This window comes from Bacillus sp. N12A5, from assembly GCF_026790125.1.
GTDB lineage: Bacteria > Bacillota > Bacilli > Bacillales > Bacillaceae > Bacillus.
The window spans coordinates 365051-385434 of the sequence record NZ_JALAMR010000008.1 but is presented as its reverse complement, the minus strand read 5'-3'; the positions used below and the strand labels follow the sequence as shown (position 1 = coordinate 385434).

Annotated in this window: 21 protein-coding genes; 4 read left to right on the top strand and 17 right to left on the bottom strand. The window is 42.9% G+C overall.

The genetic code is table 11. From position 1 onward, the window contains the following. Window positions 1–94 precede the first annotated feature (94 nt). Window positions 95–382 carry a YrhK family protein gene (locus MOC09_RS11305; protein WP_268358296.1) on the top strand — a complete coding sequence of 96 codons (288 nt, stop codon included), beginning with the start codon at window positions 95–97 and terminating at the stop codon, window positions 380–382. 271 nt (window positions 383–653) lie between these two features. Here MOC09_RS11305 and cypB read toward each other — a convergent pair whose 3' ends face one another. From cypB to MOC09_RS11270, 7 genes are all read right to left on the bottom strand, one after another. Then, entirely contained in the window at window positions 654–3815 is a 3162-nt protein-coding gene (gene cypB, locus MOC09_RS11300; RefSeq protein ID WP_268370531.1) for a bifunctional cytochrome P450/NADPH--P450 reductase CypB, read from the bottom strand. Between the two features lie 15 nt (window positions 3816–3830). Next, window positions 3831–4421, bottom strand: coding sequence for a TetR/AcrR family transcriptional regulator (locus MOC09_RS11295; RefSeq protein ID WP_268358298.1), 591 nt, complete (start codon window positions 4419–4421; stop codon window positions 3831–3833). A 223-nt stretch (window positions 4422–4644) separates the two neighbouring features. Beyond that, complete coding sequence (locus MOC09_RS11290) at window positions 4645–5187, bottom strand: class I SAM-dependent methyltransferase (RefSeq protein WP_268289310.1); 543 nt, start codon at window positions 5185–5187, stop codon at window positions 4645–4647. A 187-nt stretch (window positions 5188–5374) separates the two neighbouring features. Continuing rightward, window positions 5375–5533, bottom strand: coding sequence for a hypothetical protein (locus tag MOC09_RS11285; protein ID WP_268289309.1), 159 nt, complete (start codon window positions 5531–5533; stop codon window positions 5375–5377). Between the two features lie 156 nt (window positions 5534–5689). Next, on the bottom strand, window positions 5690–5839 hold the full coding sequence (locus MOC09_RS11280; RefSeq protein ID WP_003237348.1) for a YrzI family small protein: 150 nt from the start codon (window positions 5837–5839) through the stop codon (window positions 5690–5692). Between the two features lie 388 nt (window positions 5840–6227). Then, entirely contained in the window at window positions 6228–7028 is an 801-nt protein-coding gene (locus MOC09_RS11275) for a formate/nitrite transporter family protein (protein ID WP_268358300.1), read from the bottom strand. A gap of 260 nt (window positions 7029–7288) precedes the next feature. Beyond that, window positions 7289–7657 carry a DUF2294 domain-containing protein gene (locus MOC09_RS11270; protein ID WP_268358302.1) on the bottom strand — a complete coding sequence of 123 codons (369 nt, stop codon included), beginning with the start codon at window positions 7655–7657 and terminating at the stop codon, window positions 7289–7291. A gap of 315 nt (window positions 7658–7972) precedes the next feature. Here MOC09_RS11270 and fdhF point away from each other — a divergent pair, with 315 nt between their 5' ends. Beyond that, window positions 7973–10915 (top strand): formate dehydrogenase subunit alpha, encoded by a 2943-nt coding sequence (gene fdhF / locus MOC09_RS11265; RefSeq protein WP_268370529.1) that lies wholly within the window; start codon window positions 7973–7975, stop codon window positions 10913–10915. 18 nt (window positions 10916–10933) lie between these two features. Further along, the gene (locus MOC09_RS11260) at window positions 10934–11416 is read left to right on the top strand and encodes a DUF1641 domain-containing protein (protein ID WP_268358306.1); all 483 of its coding nucleotides are present in this window, start codon (window positions 10934–10936) and stop codon (window positions 11414–11416) included. Window positions 11417–11752: 336 nt separating this feature from the next. Here MOC09_RS11260 and MOC09_RS11255 read toward each other — a convergent pair whose 3' ends face one another. The 8 genes from MOC09_RS11255 to MOC09_RS11220 form a co-directional block, all read right to left on the bottom strand. Next, window positions 11753–12376 carry an FMN-binding negative transcriptional regulator gene (locus tag MOC09_RS11255; RefSeq protein WP_268370555.1) on the bottom strand — a complete coding sequence of 208 codons (624 nt, stop codon included), beginning with the start codon at window positions 12374–12376 and terminating at the stop codon, window positions 11753–11755. 28 nt (window positions 12377–12404) lie between these two features. Beyond that, complete coding sequence (locus tag MOC09_RS11250; RefSeq protein ID WP_268362093.1) at window positions 12405–12923, bottom strand: GNAT family N-acetyltransferase; 519 nt, start codon at window positions 12921–12923, stop codon at window positions 12405–12407. Between the two features lie 26 nt (window positions 12924–12949). After that, entirely contained in the window at window positions 12950–13402 is a 453-nt protein-coding gene (locus MOC09_RS11245; protein WP_268370527.1) for a MarR family transcriptional regulator, read from the bottom strand. A gap of 200 nt (window positions 13403–13602) precedes the next feature. Further along, a complete protein-coding gene (locus MOC09_RS11240) occupies window positions 13603–13833 on the bottom strand; it encodes a YrhC family protein (RefSeq protein ID WP_268362088.1) in 231 nt (76 codons plus the stop codon). Between the two features lie 82 nt (window positions 13834–13915). After that, on the bottom strand, window positions 13916–15055 hold the full coding sequence (locus MOC09_RS11235) for a bifunctional cystathionine gamma-lyase/homocysteine desulfhydrase (RefSeq protein ID WP_268370525.1): 1140 nt from the start codon (window positions 15053–15055) through the stop codon (window positions 13916–13918). A 1-nt stretch (window position 15056) separates the two neighbouring features. Further along, window positions 15057–15980 carry an O-acetylserine dependent cystathionine beta-synthase gene (locus MOC09_RS11230; RefSeq protein ID WP_268362084.1) on the bottom strand — a complete coding sequence of 308 codons (924 nt, stop codon included), beginning with the start codon at window positions 15978–15980 and terminating at the stop codon, window positions 15057–15059. 61 nt (window positions 15981–16041) lie between these two features. Continuing rightward, on the bottom strand, window positions 16042–16737 hold the full coding sequence (gene mtnN / locus MOC09_RS11225; protein WP_268362083.1) for a 5'-methylthioadenosine/S-adenosylhomocysteine nucleosidase: 696 nt from the start codon (window positions 16735–16737) through the stop codon (window positions 16042–16044). Window positions 16738–16757: 20 nt separating this feature from the next. Further along, a complete protein-coding gene (locus MOC09_RS11220; protein WP_268362082.1) occupies window positions 16758–17399 on the bottom strand; it encodes a class I SAM-dependent DNA methyltransferase in 642 nt (213 codons plus the stop codon). 191 nt (window positions 17400–17590) lie between these two features. Here MOC09_RS11220 and MOC09_RS11215 point away from each other — a divergent pair, with 191 nt between their 5' ends. Beyond that, a complete protein-coding gene (locus MOC09_RS11215; protein WP_003225924.1) occupies window positions 17591–17794 on the top strand; it encodes a YrzA family protein in 204 nt (67 codons plus the stop codon). 37 nt (window positions 17795–17831) lie between these two features. On the opposite strand, the gene MOC09_RS11210 is transcribed toward MOC09_RS11215, so the two are convergent. Together MOC09_RS11210 and MOC09_RS11205 are read right to left on the bottom strand one after the other, a co-directional pair. Continuing rightward, complete coding sequence (locus MOC09_RS11210) at window positions 17832–18545, bottom strand: YrrS family protein (protein ID WP_268362080.1); 714 nt, start codon at window positions 18543–18545, stop codon at window positions 17832–17834. Between the two features lie 64 nt (window positions 18546–18609). Continuing rightward, window positions 18610–20364 (bottom strand): peptidoglycan D,D-transpeptidase FtsI family protein, encoded by a 1755-nt coding sequence (locus MOC09_RS11205; protein WP_268362078.1) that lies wholly within the window; start codon window positions 20362–20364, stop codon window positions 18610–18612. Window positions 20365–20384 lie beyond the last annotated feature (20 nt).

Here is a 20384-nt window from a genome sequence, read left to right as displayed (position 1 = left end):
CCTGAAGTCTTTAATCATCTCCTTTTTCAAGGCAAACCCGATGTTTACATGTCGTTTACGTAAGGGTAAGCCAAAATAGAATGGAGGGATGATAGTGGCAGTGAACGAAGAACATGATATCAAAAGAGAACTCAATCGATACGAGCTTTTTTTCAAAAAACGATATAAAATTCTTTATACAGTCAATGATTTTATCATTGGTGCTTTGTTTCTTGTCGGAAGCTTTTTCTTTTTTTATGACCAGTTAATGTCGGCAGGGATATGGCTGTTTGCGATTGGGAGCTTGCTGCTGCTAATCAGGCCGACGATTCGTTTGATTCATGACTTTCATTACAGAAAACATGTGGAACACCAGTTTAAACATCGATCTTCAGCCGATTAATCCTTAGGCTTATGGCCTTTAGGGATTGAATATTTGTTATCGAAAACAACTGACAAGAAAAGCACAATATACAAAAACAATACTTTTTGACTATTTATTTTAAAAAATAAGGCAAAAAACCTAAACTTTTGTCCCTGTATGACGATATTAATCATAAGGCCGGCGCGATACTCCCTATAACATCCTTTTCAGTAGATTTCATTATCGTGCCGGTTTTCTCGCATGCAAAGCTATCCCGCCTATCTCATTGATGGCGGGATTTTATTTTTTATTACATTCCTGACCAAACGTCTTTAACATAGCGTTTTTGTTCTTGCAGCTTCTGCAGCCATGCGGCTGATTCTTCCTGATTTGCTCCTTTTTCAGTTTCATACGCCCGTCGCAAAGTATTCTCTACATCAGGAGCCATTCGCGATCCATCACCGCATATGTAAATGTGGGCCCCTTTTTCAATGAGGGTCATCAGCTTCTGTGCATCTTGTTTAAGCAAATGCTGAACATATTCTTTTTGTTCGGTTTCAACACGTGAATAGCATCGGCGGATTGTGACCAAGCCTTCCTGTTCCGCTTGATCCAGCTCTTCTCTATAAAGATCATCATGATCGGGGCACCGGCAGCCGAAGTATAAAAGAGCTTCACCAAGCGTGCTTCCTTCCTTCTTCAAAACAGATCTTGCCTGAATAAAGCCCCTGAATGGCGCAATTCCTGTACCCGGACCGACCATAATCAGAGGCGTTTCCGGGTCATACGGCATCTGGAACCCGGATTGCGGCGTTCGGATGAAACAGGCTGCTGCATCCCCGGTTTTCAGCTCTGCTAAGTAATTTGAAGCGACTCCCCGGTACTCTCCTCGCCCGCTCCAGGCCGAGGCTTTAATAACGCCTACTGTCATGCTCACGATATGGGCATGGACTTTCGGTGAGCTTGAAATGGAATAATATCTCGGTTTTAAAGATGGCAAAAGTTCTAAAAACCGCTCAAACGGCATTTCGCAGGCAGGATAATCCTCTAAAAGATCAAGCATAGTGAGACGCTTTGCCAATACCTGTTCTTTATAAATGCCATCATCGGAAACGAGCTGTTCCAGCTCTTTTTGATGCGGCGGACAGACTGTATAAGAAGCCAGTTCCCGAAGCTGAAGCCTTGAAGCCGGTTCCTGCAGCTCCACATAGGAAGACAACAAATCTCCCACTCTGATCGGCCGATTCATCGGCAGATGAGCCATATGAGCGCTTCCGCTTATTTTTATCACATGATTGGACTGAAAACCGAATCGGGTGAGAACCCGCTGAACAAGCTCCCGGCTGTTTTTCGGCAGTATTCCAATATGATCGCCTTCTTTATATGTTTTGTCATCAGGAAGCTGCAATTCAATATGTCGGGTGGAACGCGGACTATCAGCTGCCTGGAGCTCCCGGTTCTCCAGGACAATCCCTTCAAACGCGCCATAGGCCTTGGCAAGCGGCGTTTCCGTCGCCTCACTGAGAAAAGTAATTGATAATGAAGGCTTATCTTCTTTTTCTGATATTTCGTTTATATCAAATGCTTCCATCGTTTCCTTCCAGAAGCGGTTTTCCCAAGACTCGCGATGGCTTTCAAAATCATCAGCGGCATCACCTTCCCCAATCGGTGTTAAACGTGATGCCCCTTTCGCTTGCATCATGTTATCTATAAGGCGTGGAATCCGCTGATACGTTGATGCCCAGCTTCGGTTTCCGCAGCCGAATACCGCATAGGAGACACCTTTCAATCGGCCTTCCTCAAGCTCTTCCAGCCACTCTATAAAGCCGGCAGCATTATCAGGCGGCGCCCCATTATAAGAAGCCGTAACGATGACGACAGCACCTTGTTCAGGAAGCTTGCCAATGTAATCATCAAGCGGGGCTGTTTCGGCTGTAAAGCCCAGCTGGCGGCCGTAAGCAGCCAGTTCTCCGGCTATTCCTTCCGCTGTCCCAAGGTTTGAGCCGTAAAGAACAAGTAAAGGTGTACCGTGTTTAGGTTTTGTTTCTTTTGGCTTCGTTTCCGTTTTGATGTTAGCCTGTTCTTTTCTCTGTACACTCATTGCCGCTGTTTTCCGCGGTTTCACAGTAATTTTAAAATCATCCGGCTTGATCGTTAATGCTTCTTTGATTTTCAGTTCGTATCCAGTATGGTTGATCAAATCAAAATGCTTTAATACAAGACCGAGAACCATTGTCGCCTCTTGGAGAGCAAACTGCATGCCGATACAGGCACGCTGCCCGTTTCCAAACGGCTTATACGCATGGTGAGGAATACTCGAAGGATCTTCAAACCGTTCCGGGCGAAAATCTTCTGCATCCTCCCCCCAAGCGTTTTGATCCCGGTGCAGTTTTGGAATCAAAACAGTGACAGGCTGCCCTTTGCTTATCGGATATTCCCCGCCTAGAACAGTATCTTCCTTGGCATAGAGAGAAAAGGCCGGAGCTGTTGGATACAGCCTGAGTGTTTCATTTAAAACCATCCGAATGTATTTCAGCTGCTGGATTTGTTTATATTCCGGCGTGTCTGTTAACACACGATCCGCTTCTTCTTGCGCTTTTTTCAGTTTTTCAGGATGTGCAAGCAGACAGTAAATCGCAAAGGAAAGCAAACCGCTTGTTGTTTCATGCCCGGCAATTAAAAATGTGATAATTTGGTATCGAATGTTTTCATCATCAAGCGTTTCACCCGTTACAGGATCTTTTGCATAAAGCATGAGCGATAAAAGATCTTTAATGTCTTCATCCGGATTGGCTTTTCGCTCCGCTATCATTCTATCGACAAGGTCGTTCATGACATCTATATCCTTTTGAAATTGCAGCTTTGTTTTCACCATCACCTTATCTTGCAGGCCCAGTCTTTTCGATTGATTCATCGCCTCTTTTAAGGCACGGAGCATACTAGTGATAAACGGGTGCTGAGAGTCACGGTAAAAACTGTTAAAGCGATAGTTAAACCCGCATAGCCCGATCGTATCAAGCGTCAAACGGGTCATGTCGTCCGCCACATCAATTTCTTCATTGGGATTAAGCCGGCTCCATTTTTGAATCAGCTGGGTTGCAATATCGAGCATCATCGAATGATAGCCTTTCATCGCTTTTTGACTGAAACTCGGCAGTAAAATGCGGTGTGCTTTTTGCCAGTTCGGTTCGTGGGTCCAGCTTGTAAATAAACCGTCTCCGCCGAACTCACGCACCTTTAGCAAGCCTTTGCCAAGGTTTTTGTCAAAGCGTCTTTCGTCACACACTTCAGCCACGAGATTGTGGCCGGATACAAAAACACTGGACACCCCTGGAAAATCGAAACGGAAAATCGGCCCCAATTCATCAGCTATCCTCCACAAGGATTGAGAAAGCTGTTCTTTTTCCAGGTGCGGAAGATTTTTTAAAGGTCCGTATGTTTTCGGCTGAGGTATTGCGCTTGCCTGTTTCATTGACATCTTCCTTTCTTATTTTTGTGAAGTAAATGAATGAAGCCTAATGGCGTCCCAGCAGCATTGTTCTAATTCAGTAACTAAATCAGTATTCATCTCTATCTCACCCGTTTGGACGAGCTGATAGATCTTGAGAAATGCCCCTAACACAATGGCAATTAACACATTAGAGGGCAGGCTGCGAATCACACCTTCCGCCTTTCCCTTGCTAAAATAGTCATCAAACATGCGAGTCAAATTTTCTATCATTTTTTTGCTTGTATTATTTAAGTAATGAGCGTCTTTTTTCATTTCAAGAAAAAAAAGCGCATAGTCGCTCTCCTTCGTAAATTGAACAAGACAGCAAAATACGTGGCGAAAGCCTTCTCTGACAGGCAATTCCGAAAAATCCTGCTTCACCTTTTCCGTGAAACGCTGGATGCTTTCTTGAAACAATACGTTAACGAGCGTTTCTTTGCTGTCAAAATAGCGATAAATCGTGCCTGTCCCCACATGGGCTCGTTCAGCTATCATAGGGATAGTCGTAGCGTCAAATCCCCTTTCCGTAAATAGGGAGACCGACGCTTTCATAATCATGTCGTATTTACTGCTGGATGAGGATAGCATGTAATGTTAAAACCTCCGATTCGTTGCGGAATGAATATTCATTCCTTTTGTTCATAAAAAACGATTCCGATCTGTTTGGAACCACCTCTTTACCTTTGTTTATGGTATTAGTTTATATGATAAAAACTTTTTTTAATATAAAGTATATGCAAAAAATAAAAAATTAAGAAAATATACCCAAATCCCCAAATAAGGATTTGGATATATTTCCCGAGAAATTTTTTTATTTAACAGCTACAATGCAAAGACAGGTATCACGCCTGATGACGGAAAGATCCCTGAAATACTGATCTTTGAGCAGTTGAATATACGTTTTCTCCTTTTCACCGGTATTGGCATCAATGCTGATGTAAAACCGGCCGTCAATTTGAAGCACCCGGTAAATTTCTCTTAATGCAAGCCTTATATCAGTGCAGCTCTGTACCGTATGTAAGGAGAACACTTTATTAAAGGTACGGTCATCAAAGGGAATGTTTTCAGGGTAGCCATGAAAAATCTCTCCTTTTCCCATGTTCTTTTGATTCGCCCGTGATATCTGTCTTACTTTTCGTTTTGATGGGTCAATGCTTTTTAAGCTTCCCTTTTCTAGTTTCTCGGTTATGGTCTTAAAGACAGTGCCCTTTCCGATTCCAATTTCTAAAATTCTGTCATTTTCTTGTATGTCTATAGAGTCAATCATCATATGCTCAATGGTTTTTGTTTGCTTATATTTCCGAGAAAATAATTTCAAAAGATTCGATCGTTTATAGAGTCTATTTTCTAGCATTTTAAACACCTGCTTTTGGTTTCCTATACTTATTTATTATATTCATAAAATAAACATCACCTTCATTTTAAAAGGTGAATGAAGATATCAACTAGACGGCAATGTGTTTCAAAATGTTTCAATAGAACTGAACTTTTTCATTTTTTTCCGCAAAAGAAGCAGAAAACAAAGTGTTTTCTGCCTCTTTCTAATGCCAATGATAAGGGAATACATAAACCCTTTGCTGCTGCATGGCCATCAACCTCTGCTGACGGAACGGATTTCCGTAACCGTGTTTGAAGGAATGCGGCATGGACGCATAACCGTGGCCAATCGACGGCAGCCTTTTTTGATAATCGTTCATCATGCCATCACCTGCCTTACCGTAACGTTGATTTATCATATGCAGGCAGGCATTTTCTTGACAGTTGCTTCGCTAAACTTGGTCCTTCTCCATTGTATAATGCATCAATAATTCCATTCTAAGCATATGCCATTCCCCCTTCAGTTTTTTTTATAGCTGTTAGCGCCAGTTTGTTAAATAAAGATGCTTTAACTGAGACTCTTTCATTTCATCATAAATCTGCTCAATCTGCTGTTCTCGTTCGAATTCTTCCGGGCTTTTAAACCGTTTGTTAATCGTTAACGTTAAAAAGAACAGGTTAATCGTCATATCGCTCACCCCCTTTCAAAGTCCGCTTCAAGCGAAATAACCCGCGGCATTATTCCTTCTGCCGCGGGCAAATAAAAACCGCAGGCAAAAAAGACACCAATGCCTCTACTGCCTGCGGGGAGTTGCGTATGTCCGACTATTCCGAATTTAATGCGTGCGATAAGCATCGGTTAAGGAAGGACACGAACTCTTCCACAGGCTGAATAAACCATGAACTTTTACTTGTGTATCACGTACAGGTTGACGTCGTTGTCTCATTGTCATTTTGATTCAGCCTCCTTTGCTTTTTCTTACTTTGTAAGTATATCCACCAAATTCCATTTTGTAAACATCTTTTTCTAAAAATGGACGGAAATTATGCAAATCACCGAGTGGATTTGCCCTTTGTTCAGGATACCTGCTTCATTTCATTTCTGGAGCTGTCTTTCTTATGATATGCAATAAAATAAATGAGACCGACGAACACCGCTCCGCCGATGACATTGCCGATAAAAGCCGGAATGATGTTTCCGATAAACTGTCCCCACGTGAATGAGCCTGCAAAAATGGCAGCGGGAATCACAAACATATTGGCGACAACGTGCTGAAATCCGATTGCCACAAAAGCCATTATTGGGAACCAAATGCCAAGAATTTTTCCTGCTCCATCTTGAGCGCCGAAAGAAAGCCAAACGGCAAGACATACAAGCCAGTTACAGCCGATGCCGGAAACGAGAACCTTTCCGAAGCTCATATCGAGCTTTCCTTGCGCAACCGCGATTGTTTTTTCTAAATAAGGGCCTGTTTCAGTCAATCCAACCAAATGCCCGAAAAAATAGGCAACAAACAATGCGCCGATTAAATTCATAATCGTGACGATTCCCCAGTTAACCGCCAATTCTTTTACTGATATTTTTCTCGAAAATAAAGCCATGGCAACGGACATCATATTTCCGGTGATCAGTTCAGCACCAGCGAGAACGACAAGTATCAAACCGACAGGAAATACTGCAGCCCCAATAAAGCCGGACAAGCTTCCCCATTCTTTCGGAAGGTCGCCGATTACCCTGATATCAAGCAAGTACCCGAGCGCGATAAATGCGCCTCCTAAAAACCCCAGCACAAGCAGAGACGGCAGCGGGAGCTTTACTTTATTCATCCCTGCTTCAATTGCTGCATCCGCTATTTCATTCGGTTTCCGAAAAGCCATACTAAAACGCCTCCATCATCTCTTCTTTTTACAGTTTTTGTCAGAAGACAATAAAAAGGCAGCACTCAATTCACCTGTGTCCAACCAGGCTTTTGAATGCTGCCTAACTTGTATGCATACCCATACAACAATATCAAGCAGAATTAAGATATTGAAAGAGAATATATACAGTTCGTGCATACATTCCCGTCGCTTTTTGCCTTCTATAACTGTAGCAACATCATATCAAATGTGACAAATTTGTGTCAATGGCAAATATGCTAGCTTTGCAGAACTTCTTTTTGATCATCTATTTTTTTGTCAAAGACAAACACAGATACCGCAATATTTTCCTCAATTTTGATATCAGAAAACAAATGGACAAGCTTAGCTCCCATCAGCTCCTCCATTCCTTCCGGCGTTTGTTTGGAATAAAGATCTTGAATCAGGCTTGTGCGGGCTGCATGTACCATTTCTCTTCCTTCGGGCGTGCGGGCGATAAACTGCTCGCTTGCACTCAGATTTCCGTATAGTGTGGAGACGGCCATGTTTTCTACAAATACAGTATGAATCCGTTCAGGCCCTTTGCCGAACAATTCTTTGCGAAGTTTTCGAATAATATCATTGAACTCATGAATTTTTTTAGACATGCTGATTACCCCTTCCGATATTGCCTTATAAAGGCTTTTCCCGGTTCCCCTTAGGACATTTCACTTGGTTAAAATTTTCCTGCCATATTGTATTATAATAAATATCACTTTATAATAAAAGCAGTGTTGATGGATTTGTAATAGGATCTTGTTATGAGTCTATCGTTTTATAAAAATCAAGGATTGGTCTGTTAGTAAGACTTGCTAGTGAACTATTCCGCCATGTGTGTTTACACCTTCTTAGAAGTAAGGACAGGTGTATCTATACATGGCTTTTTTTGACTTCTTGAAAGAAAGATGGAGGGGAATATGAAGATGATGGACGTTAAGTCGATCAGTGTCCGTGTAGACGGAACAGAAATTCAAGCACGAGCAGGGGCCACAATTTTAGACATTTTAAATGAAAACGGGATTGAGTACCCGCAGATTTGCCACGTTCCAGAGGTTGACCCGATTCAAACTTGTGATACTTGCATTGTAGAGGCAAACGGGAAGCTGGTTCGTTCATGCGCTACAGTTGCAGAAAATGGAATGTCAATTGATCTATCCGGAAATCGGGTGAAAGAAGCACAAACCGAAGCGATGGACCGCCTTCTTGAAAATCACTTGCTGTATTGTACAGTTTGCGATAACAACAATGGGAACTGTACGCTGCATAATACAGCGGAAATGATGGGGATCGAGCATCAAAAATACCCATACACGCCAAAAGAAGAGCCTTCTTGCGCGGTTGATATGTCTCACCCGTTTTACCGCTATGATCCAAACCAATGTATCGCCTGCGGCCAGTGTGTTGAGGTGTGTCAAAACCTTCAGGTAAATGAAACACTCTCAATCGACTGGGAACGCGAACGCCCTCGCGTGATTTGGGATGAAGGAGTTCCGATCAATGAATCTTCTTGTGTCAGCTGCGGCCAGTGTGTCACAGTGTGCCCATGTAATGCGCTGATGGAAAAATCAATGCTCGGGCAGGCTGGCTTTATGACAGGCATCAAAGAGGATATCATGGAGCCGATGATTGACCTCGTGAAAAACGTTGAACCTGATTACGGCAGCATTTTTGCCATTTCTGAAGTCGAAGCGGCAATGCGTGAAACGAGAACGAAAAAAACAAAAACTGTATGTACGTTCTGCGGTGTCGGATGTTCTTTCGAAGTATGGACAAAAGGACGGGATATTTTAAAGATCCAGCCGGTTTCTGACGCTCCGGTTAATGCGATTTCGACATGTGTTAAAGGGAAATTCGGCTGGGATTTCGTAAATTCTGAAGAGCGGATCACAAAGCCTTTAATACGTAAAAACGGAGCTTTTGTTGAATCTTCTTGGGAAGAAGCCCTCGACCTTGTTGCAAGCAGATTAGGATCGATTAAGGAGCAGTACGGCAAAGGCTCTGTCGGATTTATTTCTTCTTCTAAAATTACGAATGAAGAAAACTACGTCATTCAAAAATTAGCGCGTCAGGTATTTGAAACAAACAACGTCGATAACTGCTCACGCTACTGCCAGTCTCCTGCTACAGACGGATTGTTCCGCACTGTCGGCATGGGCGGTGACGCCGGCACGATTAAAGATATTGCCAAAGCCGGTCTCGTCATCATTGTCGGCGCCAACCCGGCGGAGGGACACCCGGTGCTTGCCACACGCGTCAAACGTGCGCATAAGCTCCATGGCCAAAAACTGATTGTTGCCGACCTGCGTAAAAATGAAATGGCTGAGCGGTCTGATCTGTTCATCAGCCCTAAACAAGGCACAGACCAGGTTTGGCTGATGGCCGTTACGAAATATATGATCGACCAAGGCTGGCACGATCAGGCGTTTATTGATGAGAATGTCAATTACTTTGAGGATTATAAAGAAACGCTTAAAACCTATACGCTTGATTATGCAGAACGCATCACAGGCCTTTCAAAAGAACACATTATCCAAATCGCTGAAATGATCCGTGACGCTGACGGCACTTGTGTCCTTTGGGGAATGGGTGTCACACAAAATACAGGCGGTTCTGATACGTCAGCGGCAATTTCAAACCTGCTTCTCGCTACGGGCAACTATCGCCGTCCTGGTGCCGGCGCTTACCCTCTGCGCGGCCACAATAACGTGCAAGGCGCTTGTGATATGGGAACTTTGCCAGGCTGGCTGCCGGGATATCAGCATATTACAGATGACAAAGCCCGCGCTAAATTTGAAGAGGCATATGGTGTCGAGATTGATGGAAAGCCTGGTTTAGATAATATTCAAATGCTTCATGCCATTGAAGAAGGAAAAATGAAGGCGATGTATCTTGTCGGTGAGGATATGGCACTTGTCGATTCAAACGCAAACCATGTGCATGATATTTTATCAAGCCTTGATTTCTTCGTGGTACAGGACATCTTCCTGTCAAGAACAGCTCAATATGCCGATGTCGTCTTGCCGGCCACACCTTCACTTGAAAAAGACGGAACATTCACCAACACAGAACGCCGCGTTCAGCGATTATATCAGGCGCTTCCGACGCTTGGTGACGCAAAACCTGACTGGTGGATTATTCAAGAGGTGGCAAACCGTTTAGGAGCGAACTGGAACTATAGCCATCCAAGTGACATTTTCTCTGAAATGGCGAGTCTTTCTCCTCTGTTTGCCAAAGCAAGCTATGAGGTGCTTGAAGGCTGGAACAGCTTCCTATGGGGCAGCTTCACAGGTGAAAGCACACCGCTTCTGTATGAAGACGGATTTAATTTCCCTGACAAAAAAGCCCGCTTTGCTCTTTCTGATTGGACTGAACCAGCGGCATTTCCGGAAGAATATGACCTTCATATCAATAACGGCCGGATGCTGGAGCATTTCCATGAAGGTAACATGACAAATAAATCAAAAGGCATACAAGCAAAAGTGCCAAATGTATTCGTTGAAATCTCGCCTGAGCTCGCAGAGGAGCGAGGTGTATGTGACGGTTCGCTTGTACGTCTCGTTTCTCCGTTCGGAGCAGTCAAACTAAACGCGCTGATCACAGACCGTGTGCGGAAAAATGAACTTTATCTGCCGATGAACTCAACAGATAAGGAGTCTGCGATTAACTTCCTGACGGGTCCTGCAGCTGATAAACGGACGAATACGCCTGCTTATAAACAGACAAAGGTTCGCATGGAGGTGCTTGGGGGCTGCGAAACAGCGCCGCTTCCGAAAACAAATCCGCGCAACAAAAAACGGCATCCGCAAAACGGCGTTGAAGCAGAAAGAAAATGGAACCGCCCGGGCTATGTCCATCTGACTGATTAAACGAAAGGAGGAAAACGAATGGCCACTCCGATTACGACGATCAAAAAAGAAACAAAAACAGCAGAACAAATCAAGCTTGAAAAAATAGAAGAGCTGAAAGAGCTTCTGGCAGAAAATGAGGACGCCGTCTCTAAAACGATGACGTTAATGAATGAACTCAATGATCTTGGAATTTTTGACGCAGCCACAAGCATGCTCAGAGCGAAGGAAGACATTGCCAAGATTGCGCTTGGCCAAGTTTCCCGCGAGCCCGTCACCAATCTCATCAACACGATGATGGCCGCCGGAGGTGCATTGACAAAAGCCGATCCTGAGTTTACAGGAAAACTTTTAGAAAGCGTGATGGCTGGAACTGAACAAGCGCAGAGCTTTTTAAAAGAAGACAAGAAAGTCGGGATTCTCGACCTTTTAAAAGCAATGAACGACCCTGATATCAACAGAGCCGTCGGCTTCGGCCTTCAGTTTTTAAAAGGCATGGGAAAAGAACTGCAAGAAAAATAACAAAAAACAGCCATCGCAGATTGTATCACCGTTAAAATGGTTCATAATATGTTTGTTTTTAATGTATATCTTTCCGCCTGTTTTGGAGTTCAACCTGCGGGCGCTAAAAAATCCTTCTTTCGTTCATGAAGAACGCTTGAAGGATTTTTTTGTTATGCCTCTGCTCTATCTGAAGCATTCTAATATTGATTCAGTGTTAGTCCCCGCCTCAAAAGCAGAGTGTAACAAAAAGAGCATGCGCCGAACTAGGCTGAAAACTTTTTCACCATTTGATATTCTCACTTTCGTTGACAACATTTTATCTAGGAAAGAAATTCTGATAAGGAAATATAGCACTTACCTGTCCTTTTGGAACTTTCTCTCCATTACTTGTGCCATTTGCTGAGAATTCATATCCTTTTGTTCATAGAGCTTACTCACGATGTTCTGATAGTCCTCATCTTTACGATTTTGACTTAATTTATTGGCAGCTTGAACTTCCTGTACTTTAATCTTAAATCCAACAATCCCTTTAAGTTCTTTTTCTAATAATTGAGGTGAAAGCATATCCCATAAAACTGGATTCTCACGATGTTTTTCGTATTTTTGCAGCAACATTGCCAGGTCTTGTTTTAGCTCTTCTTCGTTTAAAGTGCTGGCCGTACCATATACATGTACAGCTTGATAGTTCCATGTCGGCACGTTTTCCTGCTTATACCAAGAAGAAGAGATATAAGCATGTGGTCCTTGGAACATCACCAGTACATTTTCACAGGTTTCAAATGTTCTCCATTGAGGGTTCCCATAAGCTATATGCCCTGTTATATAGTAAGTATCTCCTTCTCTTATTAACTGTAATGGCAAATGAGTAGCAATGGGTTTCCCCTGGTTTGTTGTAACGATTGTGCCAAAGGCGTTTTTTTGAACAAACTCCCATATTTCATCAACATTTGTAATCTTAAAATACCGTGGAATATACATAATCATCTTCCTCTCCTCTCAAAAGAAGTTATGTGAGTGTTTTGACCATGATAAAGTCTACCTGTTCTTCATCTCCCATATAAAAAGAGTGCGCCCCTGTTTGAACAAATCCCATTTTCTTATAAAAAGCAAGGGCATTTTCATTTTTCTCCCATACACCTAGCCAGATTTTCTTTTTATCAAGCTCCATTGCCATATCTATTGCTTTATGTAACAGGTGTTTGCCAAGCCCATGTTTTTGAAAGTTGTTCTTTATATAAATCCTTTCGATTTCAAGGGCTTCATTCCCCATCTCTTCAGACTGGGCATCATCTGTATTGACCTTTAAATAGCCTGCGATTTCATTATCAGCATAAATAAAAAAGAAGTGTGAAGACGGATTACATAATTCCATTTCTACTTGTTCTAGGCTAAAAGCCTTTTCCAAATAAGCCTCCATATTTTCAGGTGAATTCTGATGCTTAAATGTCTCATTAAATGTTTCATAACCAATTTCTTGAAGTGCGAGTGAATCTTCAAGGGTGCATTTTTTTATTTTAATCGTCATATTCATCAGCCACTCCCTTATTGTCATCAATAATTTCTCTTGTTGCCCTTTTTTACAAATTCCCAGTCTTTTTCTATATTTTTTCTTACTCTTTGAAGAAGGTTGAAAATGGTTTTCGCTTCTGTTTCAGAAAATCCCGCTAATGCGACATTATTTGAATAATCATGTTCTCTTTTGATAAATGGATATACATTTTTTCCTTTCTCTGTTGGAAACAGTTTTTTTATTTTCTTGTTATGTCTGTCTTCTTTCTTTTCAATAAATCCATTCATTTCAAGTTTTTTTATAGCACGAGATGCTGTTGCTCGATCTACTTTAATCATTTCGACCAACTGTTCTTGAATAATTCCCGGGTTTTCACATATTCGGACAAGGTACAGGTATTGCCCTTTTGTAAGGTCATGTTCTCTAAATTCTATATTGCTTATAGAATCTAATGCCCTTGCAATCATTCCGATCTCACGAAGAATTTCCTTCATTCCTACCTCCCAGCTATATTTTTATTGCAAATACAATAAAGATGACATACGTTCAATATAACCTAACTTTGTTGCATTTGCAATAAAACACTAAGTAAGAGGTTGTGAAAAGTGAGGTATGTTTCATTTAAAAAAGCTGTCGAGATGTTCTCGACAGCTTGGGGGTCTGCTTCTATTCTTGATAAGGCAAATGGCTGTTTTTATTCGTCAGCTTCATCCAGACGTTTCTTGTAAATCAGTGAACGATCAGCGCAGAAGAAGGCACCGGCTAAAAACACACAATCCGCTAAAAACATCATTGATTTCTGGCCTAACGTCAATCCTTGATCAGGGAGAACTGCGCCTATATATAAAAAAGTGCTGACTGCAAGCAAGGTAAAAGCAAAATGCTTGTAGTCTTCTTTTAAAGATTTCATTCTATTTTTGCTCAAAAGAATCACCTGCCAGATTCATAGTATACGACTATTATAATATAATCCGGCAGCTTACAGAGAAAGTAATTCTATCCATTTGTTATACATTTTCAAGCGCTTGCTTGATATCCTCCAGCAAATCTTCCGCATCTTCAATCCCTACAGAAATTCTGATCAAGCCATCTGTGATGCCCAGTTCAAGCCGGCGTTCTCTCGGAATAGAGGCATGTGTCATTCTTGCCGGAACAGAAATTAAGCTTTCGACCGCGCCCAGGCTTTCAGCAATGGTAAACAGTTTCAGATTGCCTAAAAACGCATCAACCCGCTCTTCACTGCCAATATCAAAGGAAATCATGCCGCCGAAGCCAGACCCTTGCGTTTTTGCGAGCTCATGTCCGGGATGTTTTGAAGAACCAGGATAATATAACGTTTGGACAGCAGGATGATTCTCAAGAAAGCTTGCGATCTTCCGCGCGTTTTGATCGATTGCTTCCATTCTGAGTCCCAATGTTTTGATTCCTCTCATTAACAGCCAGGAATCTTGAGGGCCGAGCACGCCGCCTGTGGAGTTTTGCACAAAATGCAGCTCTTCTCCAAGCTCTTTCGAAGCTGTCACAACTAAACCGCCGACGACATCACTGTGTCCGCCAAGATATTTTGTCGCACTGTGAAGCACAATATCAGCGCCTAGAGTGAGCGGCTGCTGAAAATAAGGGGTGTTAAAGGTATTGTCTACGATAAGCAGAACACCGGCTTTTTTTGCGATATCTGCCATGAGCGGCAAGTCGGTGATTTTGAGCAGCGGATTTGTCGGTGTTTCAATATAAATGGCTTTTGTGTTAGGGCGAATCGCGTTTTCAACCTCTTCCCTGCTGCTTGTATCAACAAATGTTGATTCAATGCCAAGACGATTAAGCACCTTTGTCATTACGCGGTATGTTCCGCCGTACACATCATCAGTCAACACGACATGATCTCCGCTGTTAAACAGCATCATCACCGCTGTAATGGCAGCCATTCCTGAACTGAACGCATAGCCTGCTTCCCCGCTTTCCAGCTCTGTCACAAGTGCTTCGAGAGCGGTTCTAGTCGGATTGGCCGTTCTTGAATACTCATAGCCTGTATGCTGCCCTGCTTTCGGCTGCTTGTACGTGCTGACTTGGTAAATGGGCACGGATACCGCGCCTGTTTTTTCATCACCTGTGATTCCGCCATGTATCATCAATGTTTTTTTCTTCATATCAGATGCCTCCTTCATATATTCGTTTGCTGATATATCGATCGCTGCTGTCAGGGAATACTGTGACAATGTTAGTTCCTGCAGATGCTTGTTTCGCTTCTTCCAACGCAGCGTAAAGCGCTGCACCTGAAGAGCTTCCGATCAGCAGGCCTTCTTTTTCTGCCGCTTCCTTCACAAGTCTAAACGCATTCTTGTCTGTTACGGTGTAAATCTCATCAAAATGGCTCTTATTCATATAATCGGGGATGAACTCCATGCCGATGCCTTCTGTTTTATGAGCGTGAGGCTCTCCACCGTTTAAAATGGAGCCCTCCGGTTCGACTATCACGGTTTTGACTGCTGGATTTTTTTCTTTTAAGAAGGAAGCAGTTCCTGCGAATGTGCCTCCTGAACCTGCTCCTGCGACGAACGTATGAATGTTGCCGTCAAGGGCTTCCCATATTTCTGGCCCAAGTGTCTTATAGTAAGTCGATGGATTTACTTGGTTTTTAAATTGCAAAACACAATAAGAATTTTCAATTTCTGTCTCCAGCTGAATGGCTTTTTGAATGGCTCCCTGCATACCGTCTTGACGCGGTGTATGAATGATGGATGCGCCAAGCGCTTGCATAATTTGCTGTTTCTCTGTGCTGAAATGTTCAGGGACACAGAAAATCGCTTTTAGCCCATATTTTCTGGCACTTAATGCAAGACCGATTCCTGTATTGCCTGCCGTAGCTTCTATAATCACTCCGCCGGGATTCACCTTTCCTGACTCCAGCGCGTCACGGATCAGCATGTCTCCCAGTCTGTCTTTAATGCTTCCCCCAGGATTCATCATTTCAAGCTTGGCATATACTGCGACTCCTTCAGGAACATCAAAGTTCTTCAGGCGGAGAAGCGGTGTGTTTCCAATCAGCTCGGTAATGTCCGTAATTACAGTCATATATGTCCTCCTCCTTGATAGAGGTTGTTTTTAGGGAAAACGGAGGAGAACTCTCCCCCGTTTAATGAATTCGTTTGATTGCTTTTAATACAAGCTCTGTTGAATTGACAGCCGCCTGCTCTAAAAATTGGTCAAATGATACATGTGATTCTTTTCCTGCGATATCAGATAAGGCTCTGATGACGACAAACGGCGTCTTAAATTGATGGCACACTTGGGCCACTGCCGCAGCCTCCATTTCAACCGCGTACAGATCAGAAAATCTCGCACGCACCTCTTCAACCCGCTTCGGATCGTTCATGAAAGAATCGCCTGTTGCGATCGTTCCTTTTGCAACCTGAATGCCATCGAGTTCAGAAATCGCTTCTTCAGTGATGCTGATCAGCTTTTCGTCCGCCGCATAGGCAGCCGGAAGACCCGGCACCTGGCCGTATTCATAGTCAAAGGCCGTTACATCTACATCATGGTGGCGAACATCAGTGGAAATGACGACATCCCCTACATTCAATGTATGATGAAATCCGCCCGCTGAGCCTGTGTTAATGACATAATCAGGCTTATAACGGTCAAGCAGAAGCGTCGTGCTGATGGCAGCATTCACTTTTCCAATTCCTGATTTTAACAAAATCACTTCGGTTCCTTCATATTCGCCTGTTGTAAATTCACAGTGTGCGATTGTTTCTGTTTTTGCATTTTCAAGTTTGCTTCTTAGGATGGTGACTTCCTCTTCCATTGCTCCGATGACTGCTAGTTTCATCTATTCACATTCCCTTCACTTTACCGTTTGATCGCCTCCATTATCCACACGAAATCGTTGTGCTGAGTGAATTGGACTGCAAAACCTTCAGCAGCAAACATTTCTTTCAACGCATCCAATGTGGGATAATGCTCCGTCTCTAAATCATTTGCCAGCTGATAGAAGCCTTGAGAACGGGCTTTATCAATTGCTTGTTGATACGTTTGTGAATCTTCAAAGACGGTATCGGCAAACACTATTTTATCATGCAAGTGAAGGTATTTGCTATATTGCTTTATGGCAGCCCGCTTTTCTTCGTCTGTTAAATGATGAAAAGCATATGAACTGACAATCGTGTCAGCCTGAAATGGCGGCTCAGGAAATGTCAGAAAGTCTCCGTCAACGATTTCTGCCCTGCCTGAAAGCTTGTCAGAAGCCAAATTCCGCATTGCGGGAGACGGTTCGATGCCAAATACCGATTTGCCCGCATCCAGCAGCTTGGCTGTCAAATTCCCGGTTCCCGGGCCAAATTCTAACACATGCGTTCCAGACCTGCTGACGATGGCATCAAGAATATCATCATAGCCTCTGAATGCTTCTTTATACTGAATATCAAAACCTTGTACTGTTTGATCATAAGTTGCTGCCCAATCTTCAAAGAGAGGGATAAATTCACGTCCCATATTTGTCACACTCCATATTTTATAATTCCTATAAGCATACTATGAATTAATGATGGAACAGTTCCTATGATACCACATCTTATGAAAAGCAGGTACTAAAACACTTTGTGTATTTTATGCCATCCATATTGCGCGTTTACCTCAAAAAAGCTTATACTTCATATGACTTGTGAAAGCTGGAGGGTCGAGACATGAATTTTCAATTAGATCTAATTAAAGACAAGGTAGAATTTTTCGAAGCGGCTTCATTGCAGGAGCTTGAAAAGAAAATCAATACACAAATTGAAAACAATAAAGCCATCATGCTCCGGGTAAAATCGGTTTCACACCAAACAGCTGTGGCAGACGGAAGAATATTGTACAGCGCGGTGGTTCATTTTGCAGCTGAAGCCTAAAAACAAAAGCAGCCGGTTTAGACCCGGCTGCTTTTGTTTATTTTAGTTTTTCTACTTTTGTCGGCTTCCAGCCTTTTTCATCAACCCAGGTAATCGTAACTTGATATTTATTACCCGTCGTCTTGTCTAAAATCTTGCCTTTGGCATCCTGAGGGCTGCCGTTATTTCCGAGCCAGAGCACCGTCATGTTATCTGTAGAAACACCGGTTGCATATGAAATGGCTTTCAGCATCTCAGCCCAGTCTTGTGAGCTTGAATCATAGGTGGCAGCATGCTCGCCTGTCTGCTCAGTTCCAACTGCTTTCCAGTCAGGGTTTTCATACGTTTTTTCCACATCGCTAGATGAACCGCCTTCTGTTACTTTTGCATCTTTTAGCGGGTCATCTGAATCTGAGCTTGAGTCTGAGTCTGAATCAGAATCATCACTTTTAGAAGAATCATCTTTTTTGGAATCTGTATCAGAATCTGAGTCAGAAGACTTCTTAGAATCCTTATCGCTGTCAGACGTTTCTTTCTTGCTGTCTTTTATATCCTCATCCGATTTCTTTTCCGTCTTTCCTGAAGCCGGAGCTTCCTGTTTTTGCGCCGTTTCAGAATCCTTGCCGACATCTTTGCTAGAAGGACTGTTAATGAAGAGATTCGCTGCTACTACGACAATTAGTATGGATACGATTGCGATTAAAATGTTAAGCACTAAATTAGCTTTCCTGCGCTTATCACGGTTTTCGTAACGAGATTGATTATTGCTCAATAATTCTGCACTCCTTTATCCCTCTTGGCTCAGCATATATTTTAACATGTGCTGAGAAGTTGTTCTATTTCTGATTGATTTCAATTTCGTGTACGTTTTTAACAATATCATAAAACACCGAATTTGTCAGAGCCTTATCCCCCGGCGTGTCCATGTGTAAAACGACTAGGGCGTATTTCGGCTTATCCGCGGGAAAATATCCGGCAAACCATTTTTCATACAGCGTTTCCTTCTCTTTTGAAAGCTTGCCTGTCTGGGCCGTTCCTGACTTCCCTGCTACAGGATACGGAAGATCCTGAAACCTTCTGCCCGTTCCGGAAGGAGATTCCACCACCCGCCGGAGCATTTTTTGCAGCTGCTGCGCCGTATATTTGTCTATCGTTTCTCCTTTGAGCTTCTGATCTTTAAACGTAACGAGCGTTGTGCCGTTTTTATATTCAATTTGTTCAGCGATTTTCACCTGCCGCTTTTCTCCGCCGCGGGCGATTGTCGCCATCATATTGGCTACCTCAAGCGGCGTTACCTTTACATTTTTCTGCCCGATCGCTGTTTGTGCAATGGCTTTTTTGACTGATTTGTCTTTTTCATCCCCCCAAATCACGCCGCTTTTTTCGTTATACAACTGGCGGAAATCTGTTTCGTGATACAGTTTTCCTTCCCAGCCCGCCCGATCTGTAAGTGCCAGCTTTTCGGACATCTCTTCAATCACCGAGCTGTCTTTTTTCATTAATTGTTCTGCAAGACTCGTAAATGTGTAATTGCAGCTTTGGGCAAAACTTTCATCAAAAGACAAGGTTCCTTTGTCATCGCCCGGTTCCCCGTACAGGTTTAAATTGCAATTGAAGGTTTGACTTGGCTTTACCGCATCATTTTCGATTGCAGCTGCGGCAATGACGGTTTTAAAAACAGAACCGGGATAGATTGGTGTCAGCATGTAATTTTGAAGCGTGTTTTGCCGAGATACATCGGCATTCGGTTTGCTTACAATTCCCAGAATACTGCTATTTTCGATGTCCAGCAGCACAGCTCCTCCTTTTTTCAGCCCCTGTTCATCCAATACCTCCTCCATCGCTTTTTGAATGCTTTGATCAATCGTTGTTTTGACCTGGAGCGGATAAAATGTATTGGCTTCAGCTGTATATTTGACGTCCATGCCAAACAAAGGGTTTCCTTTACCGTCCACATGATATAAAAGCTTTGTATCTTGTTCCGGAAGCAAAAATTCATCAAAGGTCCGTTCTAAACCGGTTGTTCCGATCTTCGTTGTAATCGGAAGGTTCTCCTGATCAGGATATTTCCTGCGGAGAAGCGCCGGATCTTGATTCGTGCTCCCTATCGTATGTGAAGCAAGGCTGGGCTTGTCTTCATTTTCCATATATACGCCGTAAATGCCAGGATATTTCAAAGAATTGATTTTTGTGATGGATTGTTTCGAAAGTGTTTTGATTTTTTGCTGACGCAAAATAACCGGTTTTTTGGCCTTTGCAAGTGTCTGATGCAATTCATCTTCAGGCATGCCGAGAATGTCTGCAACTTTTTTGATCGGCCAATCCTGTGTCAGCAGAAAAGGGAACAAAACAACTGCAGGCTCGCTTTGTCCGGTCAGCGCATTTCCGTTTCGATCTAAAAAGGACCCTCTTCCGTCAGAAATAAGCACTTCCTCCGTCCGCTGCTGCACACTTTCTTGGATTAAATTGATTTTCTTTTTAGAAAATGACTCTGTGAAAAACAGCTGGATTTCCGCCAGCCTCAGCAGAAGCAGAAAAAATACGATTAAAAAGGCGATGACTGCCAGCTTCATTCGTTTCGATATCTTCATAAAAAAACACCTCACCCACA

Coding starts and splice junctions, on each gene's coding strand:
- MOC09_RS11235 (WP_268370525.1), bottom strand. CDS start 15,055: ATGAAGAAAAAAACATTGATGATACATGGCGGAATCACAGGTGATGAA.
- MOC09_RS11260 (WP_268358306.1), top strand. CDS start 10,934: ATGGCCACTCCGATTACGACGATCAAAAAAGAAACAAAAACAGCAGAA.
- MOC09_RS11295 (WP_268358298.1), bottom strand. CDS start 4,421: ATGCTATCCTCATCCAGCAGTAAATACGACATGATTATGAAAGCGTCG.
- MOC09_RS11250 (WP_268362093.1), bottom strand. CDS start 12,923: ATGACGATTAAAATAAAAAAATGCACCCTTGAAGATTCACTCGCACTT.
- cypB (WP_268370531.1), bottom strand. CDS start 3,815: ATGAAACAGGCAAGCGCAATACCTCAGCCGAAAACATACGGACCTTTA.
- fdhF (WP_268370529.1), top strand. CDS start 7,973: ATGATGGACGTTAAGTCGATCAGTGTCCGTGTAGACGGAACAGAAATT.
- MOC09_RS11255 (WP_268370555.1), bottom strand. CDS start 12,376: ATGTATATTCCACGGTATTTTAAGATTACAAATGTTGATGAAATATGG.
- MOC09_RS11290 (WP_268289310.1), bottom strand. CDS start 5,187: ATGCTAGAAAATAGACTCTATAAACGATCGAATCTTTTGAAATTATTT.
- MOC09_RS11205 (WP_268362078.1), bottom strand. CDS start 20,364: ATGAAGATATCGAAACGAATGAAGCTGGCAGTCATCGCCTTTTTAATC.
- MOC09_RS11220 (WP_268362082.1), bottom strand. CDS start 17,399: ATGGGACGTGAATTTATCCCTCTCTTTGAAGATTGGGCAGCAACTTAT.
- MOC09_RS11215 (WP_003225924.1), top strand. CDS start 17,591: ATGAATTTTCAATTAGATCTAATTAAAGACAAGGTAGAATTTTTCGAA.
- MOC09_RS11245 (WP_268370527.1), bottom strand. CDS start 13,402: ATGAAGGAAATTCTTCGTGAGATCGGAATGATTGCAAGGGCATTAGAT.
- mtnN (WP_268362083.1), bottom strand. CDS start 16,737: ATGAAACTAGCAGTCATCGGAGCAATGGAAGAGGAAGTCACCATCCTA.
- MOC09_RS11270 (WP_268358302.1), bottom strand. CDS start 7,657: ATGTCTAAAAAAATTCATGAGTTCAATGATATTATTCGAAAACTTCGC.
- MOC09_RS11285 (WP_268289309.1), bottom strand. CDS start 5,533: ATGATGAACGATTATCAAAAAAGGCTGCCGTCGATTGGCCACGGTTAT.
- MOC09_RS11230 (WP_268362084.1), bottom strand. CDS start 15,980: ATGACTGTAATTACGGACATTACCGAGCTGATTGGAAACACACCGCTT.
- MOC09_RS11275 (WP_268358300.1), bottom strand. CDS start 7,028: ATGGCTTTTCGGAAACCGAATGAAATAGCGGATGCAGCAATTGAAGCA.
- MOC09_RS11280 (WP_003237348.1), bottom strand. CDS start 5,839: ATGACGATTAACCTGTTCTTTTTAACGTTAACGATTAACAAACGGTTT.